The sequence below is a fragment of the Kineobactrum sediminis genome, from assembly GCF_002868715.1.
GTDB lineage: Bacteria > Pseudomonadota > Gammaproteobacteria > Pseudomonadales > Halieaceae > Kineobactrum > Kineobactrum sediminis.
In genome coordinates this window covers 332,963-347,700 of record NZ_PKLZ01000007.1, presented here as the reverse complement: position 1 = coordinate 347,700, position 14,738 = coordinate 332,963, and the positions used below count along the sequence as shown (strand labels likewise).

The window sequence follows — 14,738 nt, the reverse complement described above, 5'->3', positions numbered from 1 at the left end:
CGCAAAAACACAATCGGGGCCCAGGGCCGCAGGCCGGGTGGCCACAGCGCCACATTTAACACCAGCAACCAGGAAATGACCACTATGAGCGACGTCCAGCACCACCCCCTGATCATCCTCGGGTCGGGTCCCGCAGGCTATACCGCCGCGGTTTATGCGGCGCGGGCCAACCTCACCCCGGTTGTTATCACAGGTATGCAACAGGGCGGCCAGCTCACCACGACCACCGAGGTGGAAAACTGGCCCGGCGGCCATGCCGACTTGCAGGGACCCGAGCTGATGCAGGAGATGCTTGCCCATGCCGAGCGCTTCGAGACTCAGGTCATTTTTGATCATATCGATGAAGTGGACCTTGCCGTACGGCCCTTTCGGCTGAAAGGCAGTGGCGAGTTCAGCTGCGACTCCCTGATCATCGCCACGGGCGCCTCGGCCCAGTACCTGGGGCTAGCCAGCGAAGAGGCCTTCATGGGCAAGGGGGTGAGCGCATGCGCCACTTGTGACGGTTTTTTCTACCGCAACCAGAAAGTGGCGGTGATTGGAGGCGGTAATACCGCGGTCGAGGAAGCGCTGTACCTGGCGAACATTGCCTCGGAAGTGATCCTGGTGCACCGCCGGGACAGCCTGCGTGCGGAGAAGGTATTGCAGGACCGCCTGTTCAAACGCGAACGGGAAGGCAAGGTCAGGTTTCTGTGGAACCACACGCTGGATGAGGTGCTGGGCGACAACAGCGGCGTTACCGGGATGCGGGTCAGGGCAACCGCCGACGGCGCTACCCAGGACATCGACCTCGCCGGCGTATTTATTGCCATTGGCCACAAGCCCAACACCGATATTTTCCAGGGCCAGCTGGAAATGAAAGACGGTTACATCACCATTCATAGCGGTACCCAGGGCAATGCCACTGCCACCAGCGTAGCCGGTGTTTTCGCCGCCGGCGACGTGGGCGATCACGTTTATCGCCAGGCTATTACCTCGGCCGGATTCGGCTGCATGGCGGCACTGGATGCGGAAAAGTATCTCGATAACATCGGCTGATCTGCGATGGCAGGCATTGTGCGGCTGGGACATGGCCAGGACTTCCCCCCTACCAGCGAGGCCCTTGATTACCCCAACGGCCTGCTCGCGGCCGGGGGCGACCTCAGCCCGGAGCGCCTGCTTGCGGCCTACCGGCGTGGCATCTTCCCCTGGTATGAAGCGCCCCAGCCCGTACTGTGGTGGACACCCGACCCGCGCTCGGTACTGTTTGTCGATGAGCTGCACATTGCCCGCTCGCTGCGCAAGACCCTGCGCCGGGGCGGTCTCCAGCTGGCTGTAGACCAGCGCTTCGAAAAAGTGATGCAAGCCTGCGCCGAACCCAGGGACGGTGTTGAAGGCACCTGGATCGGCGCCGATATGTTGCGGGCGTACACGCAATTGCACTATCTTGGAATCGCCCATTCCATTGAAGTCCTCGATCACGACGGTGCGCTGGTGGGTGGGCTTTACGGCATTTCCCTGGGTCGGGTATTTTTTGGGGAGTCGATGTTTTCGCGAATACCCAGCGCCTCGCGTATCGCTCTGGTGGCACTGGCCTACATACTGCGCCGGGGTGGAGGTGTCCTCATTGACTGCCAGGTGGAGAGCGCCCACATGAACACAATGGGGGCACGCACCATCAGCAGGCTGGACTTTGAGAAGACCCTTGCCCACACTATAGATGCGACGCTCAATCCGGCAACCTGGGCACTTCCGGCAACCTGTGGAGATCTTCTGCCGTGACTTCATCCATGCGGGACCTCAAGGTATACACCACCTATCCTCACAGCTGTAGCTACCTGAAAGACCAGGAGGCAACGACGCTGTTCATCGATCCCAGGCAGGAAATGGACCAGGCGCTGTACAGTCGCCTGTCGACCATGGGCTTTCGCCGCAGTGGCAACCATATATACCGGCCCCACTGCGCCAGCTGTACCGCCTGTATCCCGGCCCGGGTGCCGGTTCGCGAATTTCGGCCCTCCCGCGCCCAGCGTCGGACCTTCAAGCGTAACAGTGACCTGAGGATCGAGCAGACCGGGGACATCAATGACCCGGTCGCCTACGACCTCTATTATCGTTACATAGAACAGCGTCATGCCGATGGGGATATGTTCCCGCCCGACCGTGAGCAGTACACATCCTTTCTCAGTGACGCCTGGAATTGCACCCGCTATTACCGGTTCTACGAGGGTGAACGGCTGCTGGCGGTTGCGGTAGTTGATGCGTTGACAGACGGCATGTCTGCGATCTACACCTTTTTCGAGCCGGAAGCAGAGCGTCGCAGCCTCGGTAGCTACGCTATCCTGTGGCAGATTGAGCACGCCCGGGAACTGGGCCTTGACTACCTGTACCTGGGCTACTGGATTCGCAACTGCGCCAAGATGTCCTACAAGACGGACTACCGCCCCCTCGAGCTCTGTATTGGTAATCGCTGGCAGGCCTTTCAGGAGGACGCGGCAGGCTCACAATAGCGAAATAGAGCGTATGATTGCTCGATAGTGGGCTTCCCGGGGGTGAAAAAGCCGGATTCAAGGCAGTGCGTGCAGTTTTGCCGGATATTCATATAGCACCGGCGGGGACTTTAGTGCAAAATGCGTCCCTGCTTTTATAGAGGGATTGCCGCCGCATGGCAAAAGAAGACCAGATCGAAATGGAAGGAGAGGTGATCGACACCCTCCCCAACACTACTTTTCGCGTAAAGCTGGAGAACGGGCACGTCGTGACCGCGCATATTTCCGGCAAGATGCGTAAAAACTACATTCGCATTCTCACCGGAGACAAAGTCCGGGTTGAGCTGACCCCCTACGACCTCACCAAGGGTCGCATTACTTACCGCGAGCGCTAGGCCGGGGTAAGGTTGCCACCCCTTCCGGGGCGGCAACAGGGTCTCAGGTTTCGGCAAGCTCGGGAGTTTCCTCCTCTACCAGTACATCAAGCCCGTCACCGGCCTTGTTAAGGCGTACCAGTGCGGTGCCACCAGACTGCGACAGGGAGCCGAACAATACCAGTTCGGCAAGGGGCTTCTTGATGTGCTCCTTGATGACGCGCTCCATCGGCCGCGCACCCATGTGCGGATCATAGCCTTTCTCCACCAGCCACAAGCGCGCATCCTCATCCACATCCAGCGTCACCCTCTTCTCATCCAGCTGACCCTGTAATTCCATCAGGAATTTGTCGACGACCGTGAGAATAACGTCCTCGCCCAGAGGCTCGAACTGCACGACGCTGTCCAGACGGTTGCGGAATTCAGGCGTGAACATCTTGTTGATCGCCTCCATGCCGTCGGTGCTGTGATCCTGGGTAGTAAAGCCTATCGTGCGGCGACTGATACTCTCCGCACCGGCGTTGGTTGTCATTACCAGAATCACATTGCGGAAGTCAGCCTTGCGACCATTGTTGTCGGTAAGGGCGCCGTGATCCATGACCTGCAACAAGAGGTTAAATACCTCCGGGTGTGCTTTTTCTATTTCATCCAGCAACACCACGGCATGGGGGTGCTTGGTTACCGCCTCGGTCAGCAGGCCGCCCTGGTCAAAACCCACATAACCCGGAGGCGCACCGATCAGGCGCGACACCGTGTGGCGCTCCATGTACTCGGACATGTCAAAGCGAATCAGTTCCAGGCCGAGAATGCCCGCAAGCTGGCGGGTCACTTCGGTCTTGCCCACACCGGTGGGCCCCGCCAGCAGGAACGAGCCGATAGGCTTGTCCCCGGAGCGAAGGCCCGCTCGCGCCAGCTTGATGGACGTGGCGAGGCTGCTGATAGCGCGGTTCTGCCCGAACACCACCATTTGCAGGTTCTGTTCGAGTTTCTGCAGGGTTTCGCGGTCATCCGAGCTGACGGACTTGGGAGGGATACGGGCGATCTTGGCGATTACCGCCTCAATATCGGCCACCCCAATCACTTTCTTGCGCTTGGAAGGTGACTGCAGCTGCTGGTAGGCACCCGCTTCGTCGATTACGTCAATGGCCTTGTCCGGGAGAAACCGATCGGTGATGTAACGCGCGGACAAGTCGGTTGCCACCCGCAGCGCCTTGTTGGTGTAGCGCAGCTGGTGATGCTCCTCAAACCGCGATTTCAAGCCCTTGAGGATCTTGTAGGCATCGTCCGGCGTGGGTTCCATGACATCGATTTTCTGGAAGCGCCGACTGAGCGCCTTGTCCTTGTCAAAAATACCACGGTATTCCTGGAAGGTCGTGGAACCGATGCAGCGCATCTGGCCCGAGGTCAGCAGGGGCTTGAGCAGGTTGCTGGCATCCATCACGCCACCCGAGGCGGCCCCGGCACCGATAATGGTATGGATCTCGTCGATGAAAAGGATCGCGCCCTCGCGTTTTTTCAGGTTCGCCAGCAGCCCCTTGAATCGTTTCTCGAAGTCGCCCCGGTACTTGGTGCCCGCCAGCAGGGCGCCCAGGTCCAGGGAGTAGACAACACTGTCCTTGAGTATGTCGGGGACACCCCCGTCCACGATCATCTTCGCCAGGCCCTCGGCGATGGCTGTCTTGCCAACGCCGGATTCACCCACCAGCAAAGGGTTGTTCTTGCGCCGACGTGCCAGGATTTGCGCGACGCGCTCGACTTCCGGAATACGGCCGATCAGTGGGTCAATACGCCCCGCAGCGGCTTCCTCGTTGAGGTTGGTAGTGAAATTGTCCAGCGGGTTGCCTTCGCCCTCCTCTGTGGTTTCAGCCTCGGCGGCCTGGCCGGGCTCGATACCCTCGCTGTCATCGGCAACCTTGGAAATACCGTGGGTAATGAAATTAACCACATCGAGGCGGGCAATGCTCTGGCTCTTGAGAAAGTAGACCGCCTGGCTTTCCTGCTCGCTGAAAATAGCCACCAGCACGTTGGCACCGGTCACTTCGCTGCGACCGGATGACTGCACGTGAAAAACGGCGCGCTGCAGCACCCGCTGGAACCCCAGGGTGGGCTGCGTCTCGCGCTGATCGTCATCATCGGGAATGAGCGGCGTGGTGGCGTCGACAAACTCGACCAGGTCGCCTCGCAGCGCTCCAATGTCAGCCGCACAGGCCTTGAGCACGTGAATGGCATCATTGTTGTCCAGTAATGCCAGCAGCAGGTGCTCCACTGTCATGAATTCGTGGCGCTTGGCCCGGGCCTCGCGAAAGGCTTCGTTAAGGGTCAGTTCCAGATCTTTACTCAGCATACGTTACCACTCCTAAGGGAAGACCAGCGTGGCGCTAGTCTTCCGATGCCTCGATTTCGCACAGCAGCGGGTGCTGGTTATCCCGCGCGTACTGATTCACCTGGGCAGCCCTGGTTTCGGCAATATCCCGGGTGTAAACGCCGCACACAGCCTTTCCCTTGGTATGTACGGTTAGCATTACGTGTGTCGCCTGTTCACGGTTCATCTGGAAGAACACTTCCAGTACTTCCACCACGAACTCCATCGGCGTGTAATCATCGTTCAATAGAACGACTTTGAACCGCGGTGCCTTTTTAAGTTCAGGACGCGACTCCTGCAGGGTCGCCCCGCCATCGCTTTCACGGGGCTTATTACCGGCGGACAAGCGCCACTCACTGGCCAGAAAAACGTCACTCACGCAATAATTCTCACTTTCTCTACTGTTTGATCATAATGACTTTACTGTCAGATGATAGTGGATATGGGAGCATTATAAGTCAATTCAAGAGGACAAAACGGCAGGCGCAGCAAAGCAGCCGAATAAAATCAGCTGGCCGAACGTCGTTTGGGGCAGGAAGTGCTGCTGGTGTGGCGGGGCAGACCGGTTGCGCGAGCGGGCGCGCCCCGGTTAGAACCGCGGAAGATAAATTTCGGAGCTAATGCAAAAAGGAACGAAACAAGCCTGTCCCCACGAAGACCTGCGCAAAGGAAAAAGATGCCGTGATGTCTGGCCGCAGGAGGAAGCAGCCGAGAACTGGAGAAAAAGCTGTTAGTGATCAGGGCCTTATCTCCCTCTCGCCTCGCTCAGGCGGATCGTATATACGGCTAAATGAGAATGCTGATGCAAAGGGATGCCTATCCGGACACAGAACCGGACATGAATCCGCTTTGCATTATCGTAACTCTCTGATACTTTTGTATTTATGAGACAAGAAGAAGCGGACAAAAAAGCGGCATCCGGCGAGATAATTGATCGCGGCGAGCCTATTGGCTCAATGGAGCCCGTAAAGCTCTCGGACGGGGCCCGGCAGCGGGGCGAGCTCGCCGACTTGGCGATGGATCTCGCGCAGGCATCCGCCGCCTTTCGGCACAGCCTGCCGGACCAGATCGTCAGATCGCTTGCGGATCTGGTCCGCGCAATGAACTGCTATTACAGCAATCTAATCGAGGGCCACGACACCCACCCGGTAGATATCGAGCGGGCTCTGAAGAATGACTATAGCGAAGATGCGAACAAGCGGAATCTTCAACTCGAAGCCAGGGCACATATCGCCGTCCAGACCTGGATCGACGAAGGCGGACTGGACGGAGGTCTCGCATTCACAGTCGATGGAGCCTGTGAAACACACAGGCGGTTCTGCGAACTGCTTCCGCCCGAACTATTAATCATCACAGATCCCGATACTGGTGAGGAGCTCGACATTGTTCCGGGCAAGATCAGAATCCGAGACGTAAAGGTAGGCCGGCATACGCCGGTAAGCCCGGCGGCTGTGCCGCGCTTTCTGCAACGATTCGAAGAGGTATTCACCGGCCTTGGCAAAGCTGAGATGGTGATTGCCACCGGCGCAATCCATCACCGTTTCGCCTGGATACACCCGTTCCTTGATGGCAACGGCAGGGTCACTCGGCTGATGTCCCACGCGATCCTGCGCGAAACGCTTGATACCGGATCGATCTGGTCAGTTTCGCGCGGCCTTGCGCGCACAGTAAGCGAGTACAAACAGAAACTGTCGAACTGCGACCTTCCGCGCCGGAATGATCTGGATGGACGCGGCACCCTCAGTGAAGAAGCGCTGGCAGATTTCACCAAGTACTTCCTGGAAACCTGCCTGGATCAGGTCAGGTTCATGGAAAAGCTGGTGGCGCCAGGGCGGCTGCGAGAGCGCATTTTACAATGGACGGCGAATGAGACCCAGGCCGGCCGGTTACTGGACAGATCAATAAAAATAATAGAGGCCTTGCTCTATCGGGGCGAACTACCGCGAAGCGAACTACCCGGATTGCTCGGCGTCACCGATCGCCAGGCGCGAAGGGTCGTATCGGCATTGATGGACCGGGGAGTCATCGTGTCCGAGACCACAAAGACTCCGTTACGCCTCGCTTTTCCTGCAACTCTTGCGCATGAATGGATGCCAGGACTGTTTCCAGAGAAGACCGAGTAATTTTCAGCTACAGTGGAAGAATAGGCTCCGCGTTGGCAAACATCTCACCCTCCCTCATATATTTGAGGATCAGTTCAGCGAACGCAGGCTCGTAACGACAACCCTCATCTACAGGGTCGAAATAACAATGGAAAGCGCGCTTCGCGGACAATCCCCTGCGCTCGGATCTGGAGATGCTCACGCATGGCAGATGAAGCGGCCTACCGGCAATGGCGCGAGAGTGCCAAGGCTGTGAACGCGATTGCCGCCGACAACAGCCTGGCGTTGTGGGAAAAAGCCCGCAAGGTCAACCAGGCATATGCGGGGCTCGCGTTGGAAGGACTGCAATCCAAGCACCGCCACAAGGTGTTGGCGGCGTTCGGCAAAGTGAACTCGGTATTTGCCAAGTACACGATCAATAGCTTTGATGACTATAAACAAATGAGTGACGGTGACCTGCGAGAAATCGTCACCGCCGTCCGTGCGTTGGTACCGCCAAAGGCAAAATAGTCAGGCTGGCAACAACGTCCTCGAATGACCGCTTACAATAAAACGCGTTAAAATGAGCGGTTGCCATTGGGGTTAGCGCGCCAATGTGCCCGAAAAATTAACGTCACAACCTAATCCGGCAGGTAGTCGATGCTCTGGGTTCGGAAGTTCAATGCGGACCCCAAAAGTTCCGCTCGCAGCATCAATCACACTATCGACGATGTCTACGCGACCTTCATATTCGCCGCCAGTGAGCTGCGCCGGGAAAATAGTAGCGGAACTATCAACTAACACTTTCCCAAACTCAGAGGCCGGTAAAATCACCTCCACATAAAGAGGGTCGAGGCTGGCAAGACGCATGATCGGCTCGTCTTCATTTACCAGTTCTCCCGGCGAAATCAAGCGCTCTACGACCACCCCCGTTATAGGACTAGTAATGGTGCGCATGGCGAGAATTTGCCGGGCTTCCTGCAATTCCAGCTCAGCCAGTATTTGATTTTCCTGTGCCTCATGCCATTCACTTTCGCTGATTGCCGCCTGGCTCTGCGATTCTTCGAGTTGCTGTTGCGAAATATTATTGTTTTCGTACAGCCCTTCCAGCCGCTTCAACAAGCGCCTCGCGAGTTTCATACTTTCCTCTCTTGAAGTCAGCGCCGCGGTGTTTTCGCTTCTGACCTTCGCAAGATCTACCGTTGCGCGCTGTACCCGCGAGTCAAGCTGCAACAGTACGTCACCCTTATTGACCTCGTCGCCTCGCTCGACCTTGATCTCGTCAGCAATCCCCCGGATCGCACTTCCAAGTTCAACGGATTTACTTGGCTCAATCAGACAGTCATAAGCCACAGAATCCCGTATCTGTGCCGCTGCACTACCTGTCCCCAGAAGTAAAACGGCTATCAGCGCCGCCTGAGAGTTCAAGAATATTCTTTCTTTCATGGCCTTACTCTCCTCTTCCACTGAATGCCAACATGTCGCCAAGATTCTCATCCATAGTCATCATCTCACCGCGAATGCGTCGATGGTGGGCTTCCGCGCGGTATTGAACCAGTCTCCTTAACAGCTCAGACAGCCAGCGCGGTACTGTGCCACGGGCAGAGCCCAGTCGCCTGACGCTGGCCAGCAACGGGCCGCCCAGGAAGTGAGTAAAGACCTCATCTTCCAGAGACACGATGGCCTGAAAAGTCCCCGGGTCGCCCTGACGACCGCTACGACCAAACAACTGCCGATCAATGCGTCGTGCTTCATGGTAGCAGGTCGCGATCACATGCAGGCCTCCATGCTTTGTCGCTATAGCATCGAGCTTGATATCCGTCCCCCTTCCAGCCATGTTCGTGGCAACAGTAATATTACCTGCACGGCCAGCGTCAGCAATGATGCTAGCCTCACCGACATCCTCCCGCGCATTCAGCACAACGTGCGGCAACTGCTGGTCGCTAAGTAAGTTTGCCAGATGCTCGGATTCTGCGACTGTTCGCGTGCCAAGCAATACGGGACGGCCTTGAGCGTACATATCAACGACCACCTCTAGTACCGACTGCCACTTGTCATACTCCCTTATAAAAACCTTATCCTTGAGAGCATGCCGCCGCAGAGGACGGTGACTGGGAATACGTTTCACACCGATGTGATAGGTCGACCAAAGTTCCGCTGTCACTTCCGCAGCGGTGCCAGTCATACCGGACAATCGAAGATAGCGACGAAAAAAGCGCTGATAGCTGATCCGTGCGAGGGTTTCCTGTCGGCCGGTCAAAGCGCACCCTTCCTTTGTTTGAATCATCTGGTGCAAGCCCTGCTCCCAAGCGCGATCTTCCATCACTCGACCCGTGTATTCATCGATAATCAGAACCTTGTCATCGCGGATGAGGTAATGCACATCAATAAAGTAAAGATAACGAGCCACTAAAGCCTGGGTAACCATTTCTCGGGATCGTTTGCTGCCCGACCATATGCCGCCTAAACCGCGAGTGAGTTCTAGCAGACGCCTCGCCCCCAGAGCGGTGAGCTCGACTTGCTTCTCTTTCTTACGTAAAACAAAGTCAGTCTCTGACTGTAGCGCATCCGCGATATCCAGTGCCTGCTGGTAAAGTACAGGCTCACCATCCGACTTACCGGGAGCCGATATAACCAATGGTGTACGCGCCTCATCAATGAGCACGCTGTCCGCCTCATCGATAATGGCGAAGCACAAACCACGCATCAGCAGTCGCTCTGTTCGCGGATACTCGCGGTAAAGTCCCTCGAGCTGTAAATGTAAGGAGCGACTTTCCTGCTCAAGCAGAAGCGAGTCTTTCAAATAATCGAAGGCGACCTGCTTGTTCGTACAATAAGTAATGTCGGCACGGTAGGCTGCTCGACGACTTTCGATATCCATACCTTCGCAAATAACACCCACCGACAACCCCATGGCCGCATACGCCGGCGCAAGGGTTTGTGCATCGCGAGCAACCAGAAAATCATTTACTGTAATGATATGCACCGGAACACCGGCAAAGGCTGCGGTACAAGCCGGCAGGAGGGCTGTGAGGGTCTTCCCCTCACCGGTTTCCATCTCGGCAATCTTGCCCTGCAACATCGCAAAGCCACCACTGATCTGCACGTCATGGTGACGCAAGCCGAGATTGCGGCGGGATGTTTCTCGGACCAGGGAAAAACTCTCAGCCACTGTCGTAAGATCGAAGCCTAGTCCGTAAAGGCGTGGGCGAAGCGCGGCGATACGACCTTTTAATTGATCATCAGATATATCAAGCAAGCCCTCCTCAAGGGCGTTAACCCAGCTCACGAAGGCCGGGGACGTATCAGATCTTCCTCCCAATTGCTGACGTAAAGCACCGGTTAATCGCGCAGCTTGTCTATCTAACCACCCAAATCGCAGGTCGGGCCTTTGCGGATACTGCCCCGTCACGACGCCCGGTCTGAGCATGCTTACCTGCGCTGTCAACGTCGGAAACTCCCGAACATGCTAGTGCTGGAATTAGCACTCATACGCTGAAGCGCGCGAGGAATAGCCGACGCAGGGCGCGATAAAGCTGCTGGGCAACCGGCAAGGAACCATGATCAAAGCGAACGTACATGCGTTGTCCGATAAATTCCGGCTGCGCTGCCAGGGGAAGAGCAACATCCACTTCAAAGACACGCTCCAGAGTGGTCAAGCCATCGTTGCTCCTGGGGTCCACCAAAATCGTGCCGCCTCCGGTAGTACCAAGTGCCGTGCTGGGTAAGCGAGTGGTGCCGCCGGGAACCTGGCGCCGAATTTGACCCTCCCACACCGATGGGTCCCAAGAGCTGGATCTCACGAGAACCGACCGAGTAGATTCAGCGATAAGCGCGACCTCGTCATCTGAAACAACGACCCGTACAGTCAGTAAATCTTCCGGCTCAATGACGTAGGCCAGGCGCTCCCCTTTACGAATAAACTGGCCCACGGCATCCGTTTCGTCAGGGATGATGACGCGTCCTGATCGACTGCTATGCACCAGCAGCGCTTCGACCCGCTCCTTCGCCCGAGCCAGTTCTGCACTTTCACTGGCGAGCTCCTCCCGGATCAAGGCAACCTGCACGCGATCAGTGGCTCGAGCCAACGTCAGTTGACTATTGAGCTCCCGAACACTCCCTTCGAGAACTTTAAGCCGCATCTCAAGAAAGGGGTCGCGCATGCGCAGAAGTGGCTGATCAGGCTCTACGAAATCACCACTGCTCACCAGCAGCTTGGCAACAAAACCATCGGCTCCAGCTCTGATATAGGAGCGCTCGCTTGGCCAGACTACGCCATCGGCCAACGTCCAGAACGGTGCCGGAAGCAGGGTCGTTGTGACTACAATACCTGTTAATACAGCGGCTGCCAGGCCGATGCTTCGACCTCGGTGCCGATGCAGTCGCGAATCGTTAAAAAGAAACAGCACACTTTTGCTAATTGGGACCAGAATCTGTGTAGTGACGGCCCATAAAGCTAGCAGAACACCAATGGCAAAGAACTTTCCACCGACATACAAAATGATTATAAACATAATCAAAAGCCGATAGATAAAAGCGGCGATGCCATAAATAAAGCACCAAACACGTTCGCCCGGGGTGTTTGCCGGAGATGATGCGGATTCCAACCTGAACAGGTAACGTTGCACCAGATAGCTCAGATACTGGGTGGATCGAGTACCCAGATTAGGAATTTCCAAGGCATCTGAAAGGACGTAATAGCCATCGAATTTCAGCAAGGGATTGCCATTAAACAAGAGCGTCGACACTCCGCAAATGAGCATCACGTTGTAAGCAATGCCGTGGATCATACCGTCTTCAATATGCAGCCAGACAGCAAGCGCAAGAGAGCCGATCAGCAGTTCAACTAAAATACCCGCAGCACCAATGAGCATGCGTCGCCCCTTATCCCGCACACCCCAGGCGGCGGTGGCATCCACATAAGGCACCGGGATGAACACCAGCAACATGACCCCGATCTCATGTACTTCTCCACCCGCATGCTTTACCGCATAGCCATGGCCCAACTCGTGAAACGCTTTCACCACCGGATACACGAGCCAAAGAATCAAAAGATTCGTCGGCGTCAACGCGCGATCCACCACGTCCTCAGTAAGGTCGACCCAGTGGATACCCGCAAATACAGCCCCCACCGCAATGACGCTGAAAAAAATAAAAGCGCCCCAACGAGAAAATAGAGGAGCGATAAGTGGATAGGTTCGCTCCAGAAAACGCTCAGGGTCGATGAGCGGCAAGCGCACCGCCAGTGGAGACCAAAGACGCTGTTTAAACTTCATTCGGTCGTGTTTGCTGAAGCGCCGAAACAACTCCTCGCTGTCTGGTATGGCATCGCAGATCAAAGCATCAACAGCGTGCAACTGACCCAAAAGGCGGATCACTTCATCCTGCGTTGGGGCCTCATCACCAGCGTCCGTACTCACCGATTGCCAGAGCTCATCGACAGATCGCTCACCATCCATCAGGCCAATAAAACGGTAGGCGGCCGGGGAAAAACGATGCGACTTGCCGCTCGCCGCATCCTGCAGCACGTACCACACCCGCCCGCGATAAACGTGGCGATGCAGTAAAGCGTGAACACGGAGCCTCGGCTTTAGATCAGCGACCCGATACCACGAAGCGCTATGAAAAGAATCAGCCAAGGGGTTGCCCCATCATGGCCACCAGGACCAGATAAACATGCGCCACCACTCAATAATCTTGTGGGTCCAAATCCAGGCAAGCTTGCGTTCCCCCACCAATACTTTACCCACTCCCTGCATTCCTGGACGGAGGGAGGTGGGTAAGCTAGCGTCCTGAAGACTCGCCTCCACCTCGAAAAAATTACGTCCTTCAGCAGCAGCTGCAATGGGTGTTATGCGATCCACGCGTATCGGGAGAGACCTCCCGGGCACCCCGGTGAGCGCCAGCTCTCCGGGCTGTTGCAGAGCCACAAACCCAATGTCACGCTCATCAACTTCTAACACAATACGGTAGTCATCCAGGGGGGCCAGCTCAAAAACCACTTCGCCCCGCTCAAGGGGCGCGCCCAACGATTGACTCAAGTCACCAGAGACGACAAACCCATCGAACGGGGCTATGACCTGAGTGCGCAGCAACTGCTCTTCGACCAGCGCAACCTGGGCATCGGCCTGCTCGATTTGGGCGTTAAGAATATTCACCCGAGCACGTTCTCTCGCCGCCAGGGCCTCACTGTACTCACGCCGGTGCTGGGACCGCTGGCCCACCCATTTCAGACGTTCCAGGCGTAAGTCCCGGTCGTCCAGAGTGAAAAGCACGTCGCCTTCTTTGACCACATCGCCTGCACGAATATTGGCCTCGGCAACAAACCCTGAAATCGGCACGGCGATCGCACGCTGCACCGCACCTTCGAGCGTTGCATCAGCGGTGACGCGATATTCGCCGGTCATAAACGTGAAGAACAACACCAAAAAGACAATGGAAGTTACGGCGAGCTTTAAGCCTGTATGGTGCGGGCCAATAAGCTGCTGAATGGTTACCCGCGCGCTGTCCAGGGCCTTACTGAACAGGCTCCGATCATCTTTGCGACGCACATCAAGCAGTGGCCCCAACAACAGCGTGGCGTATTCACAAAGGCGAAGTGTCTCGCTATCAAAATAGGCTCGCGCCGGTTGTTCGAAGGTAATCGCACCGATGATCGCCTCTCCGGTAGCAAAGGGAATAGAACAAACCGCCCCCTCGCCACTGCTACGTAAAAGCTCAGCGTGGTAGCGAGTGACCTGCATGGCCCGCTTATCGATCGGCGGATAGACGACAGTTGCCTGCTGATCGATCGCTTCGTCCATGCAAGTGCCTATCCCTCGAATGAGGTTGGCCTTCTCGCCAAAACCTGCACTGTGCGAAAGCGCGACCAATTTCGCATGACCGTTTTGCACAAAACCTATACTGACGCGCTCGCATTTAAGAATTGCCGCCAGCTCAGTCATAACCGCCGTCGCCGCCGTCTGAAAGCGCTTGTGATGAAGCCCGGTAGCGACCAGATTGAGAACGGTGTTAAGGCGATCGGAGCTGGTCCCCATAGCACGTCGTACCATGGCTTCAAGGGCATGCAGGTGCCACGCGAAGCTTCGCCGCACCGCATCCAGGGACTGCACCTGCCCCGGCTCAATATCGATCGCGGCCGCCCCGTGCACATGGCCATCGATCATCAGAGGGAATGCAAGAACACAGCGTAACTGCGCAGCGCCGGCAACTACCACTTCGTGGTGTCGTTCCTGCACGGCGCGCTCTGAGACAGCCTTTTCGACTGCCTCCATCACCACGGGATTTGGATTAGCGGATGCAGGCCACACTGCAGCCGGGGCGAGGGCGCCATCAGCCGAGACGCTAAGCAGCACCACGCCGAAATGGACATCACCATCAACATTTCCACAGCCTTGCGCCAGCCACTGGCTGGCAAAAGCGCTCAACTTGGAACCTGTTGAATCAGTCATTGCAA

General features: G+C 56.6%; 12 protein-coding genes. 6 read left to right on the top strand and 6 right to left on the bottom strand.

Features of this window, described 5'->3' with window-relative positions:
- The first annotated feature begins 84 nt into the window (after nt 1–84).
- From trxB to infA, 4 genes are all read left to right on the top strand, one after another.
- Entirely contained in the window at nt 85–1,035 is a 951-nt protein-coding gene (gene trxB, locus CWI75_RS09705) for a thioredoxin-disulfide reductase (protein WP_101521330.1), read from the top strand.
- Between the two features lie 6 nt (nt 1,036–1,041).
- On the top strand, nt 1,042–1,758 hold the full coding sequence (gene aat, locus CWI75_RS09700) for a leucyl/phenylalanyl-tRNA--protein transferase (RefSeq protein WP_101521293.1): 717 nt from the start codon (nt 1,042–1,044) through the stop codon (nt 1,756–1,758).
- The gene (locus CWI75_RS09695) at nt 1,755–2,486 is read left to right on the top strand and encodes an arginyltransferase (protein ID WP_241521155.1); all 732 of its coding nucleotides are present in this window, start codon (nt 1,755–1,757) and stop codon (nt 2,484–2,486) included. Before aat ends, CWI75_RS09695 begins: the two co-directional genes overlap by 4 nt.
- Nucleotides 2,487–2,641: 155 nt before the next feature.
- Nucleotides 2,642–2,860 (top strand): translation initiation factor IF-1, encoded by a 219-nt coding sequence (infA, locus tag CWI75_RS09690; RefSeq protein ID WP_035513460.1) that lies wholly within the window; start codon nt 2,642–2,644, stop codon nt 2,858–2,860.
- Between the two features lie 43 nt (nt 2,861–2,903).
- On the opposite strand, the gene clpA is transcribed toward infA, so the two are convergent.
- Nucleotides 2,904–5,183: an ATP-dependent Clp protease ATP-binding subunit ClpA gene (gene clpA / locus CWI75_RS09685; RefSeq protein ID WP_101521291.1), complete on the bottom strand. Its 2,280-nt coding sequence runs from the start codon at nt 5,181–5,183 to the stop codon at nt 2,904–2,906.
- A gap of 34 nt (nt 5,184–5,217) precedes the next feature.
- The gene (gene clpS / locus CWI75_RS09680; RefSeq protein ID WP_241521159.1) at nt 5,218–5,547 is read right to left on the bottom strand and encodes an ATP-dependent Clp protease adapter ClpS; all 330 of its coding nucleotides are present in this window, start codon (nt 5,545–5,547) and stop codon (nt 5,218–5,220) included.
- A gap of 538 nt (nt 5,548–6,085) precedes the next feature.
- Between clpS and CWI75_RS09675 the strand changes: the two genes are divergently transcribed.
- Nucleotides 6,086–7,324: a Fic family protein gene (locus CWI75_RS09675; RefSeq protein WP_206604689.1), complete on the top strand. Its 1,239-nt coding sequence runs from the start codon at nt 6,086–6,088 to the stop codon at nt 7,322–7,324.
- A 183-nt stretch (nt 7,325–7,507) separates the two neighbouring features.
- Nucleotides 7,508–7,813, top strand: a complete 306-nt coding sequence (locus tag CWI75_RS09670) for a hypothetical protein (protein ID WP_101521288.1) — start codon at nt 7,508–7,510, stop codon at nt 7,811–7,813.
- Nucleotides 7,814–7,885: 72 nt separating this feature from the next.
- On the opposite strand, the gene CWI75_RS09665 is transcribed toward CWI75_RS09670, so the two are convergent.
- The 4 genes from CWI75_RS09665 to CWI75_RS09650 all read right to left on the bottom strand — a co-directional run bounded on the left by CWI75_RS09665 (nt 7,886) and on the right by CWI75_RS09650 (nt 14,733).
- A complete protein-coding gene (locus tag CWI75_RS09665; protein ID WP_162300040.1) occupies nt 7,886–8,728 on the bottom strand; it encodes an efflux RND transporter periplasmic adaptor subunit in 843 nt (280 codons plus the stop codon).
- A gap of 4 nt (nt 8,729–8,732) precedes the next feature.
- Nucleotides 8,733–10,730: a preprotein translocase subunit SecA gene (locus CWI75_RS09660; protein WP_206604688.1), complete on the bottom strand. Its 1,998-nt coding sequence runs from the start codon at nt 10,728–10,730 to the stop codon at nt 8,733–8,735.
- Between the two features lie 40 nt (nt 10,731–10,770).
- Complete coding sequence (locus CWI75_RS09655; protein WP_101521285.1) at nt 10,771–12,810, bottom strand: peptidase M50; 2,040 nt, start codon at nt 12,808–12,810, stop codon at nt 10,771–10,773.
- 123 nt (nt 12,811–12,933) lie between these two features.
- Nucleotides 12,934–14,733, bottom strand: coding sequence for a GAF domain-containing protein (locus CWI75_RS09650; protein WP_101521284.1), 1,800 nt, complete (start codon nt 14,731–14,733; stop codon nt 12,934–12,936).
- Nucleotides 14,734–14,738 lie beyond the last annotated feature (5 nt).

What these genes read in the sequence shown, in the direction of transcription:
- trxB (WP_101521330.1), top strand. Translation starts at nt 85, where the DNA reads ATGAGCGACGTCCAGCACCACCCCCTGATCATCCTCGGGTCGGGTCCC.
- aat (WP_101521293.1), top strand. Translation starts at nt 1,042, where the DNA reads ATGGCAGGCATTGTGCGGCTGGGACATGGCCAGGACTTCCCCCCTACC.
- infA (WP_035513460.1), top strand. Translation starts at nt 2,642, where the DNA reads ATGGCAAAAGAAGACCAGATCGAAATGGAAGGAGAGGTGATCGACACC.
- clpA (WP_101521291.1), bottom strand. Translation starts at nt 5,183, where the DNA reads ATGCTGAGTAAAGATCTGGAACTGACCCTTAACGAAGCCTTTCGCGAG.
- CWI75_RS09675 (WP_206604689.1), top strand. Translation starts at nt 6,086, where the DNA reads ATGAGACAAGAAGAAGCGGACAAAAAAGCGGCATCCGGCGAGATAATT.
- CWI75_RS09670 (WP_101521288.1), top strand. Translation starts at nt 7,508, where the DNA reads ATGGCAGATGAAGCGGCCTACCGGCAATGGCGCGAGAGTGCCAAGGCT.
- CWI75_RS09665 (WP_162300040.1), bottom strand. Translation starts at nt 8,728, where the DNA reads ATGAAAGAAAGAATATTCTTGAACTCTCAGGCGGCGCTGATAGCCGTT.
- CWI75_RS09650 (WP_101521284.1), bottom strand. Translation starts at nt 14,733, where the DNA reads ATGACTGATTCAACAGGTTCCAAGTTGAGCGCTTTTGCCAGCCAGTGG.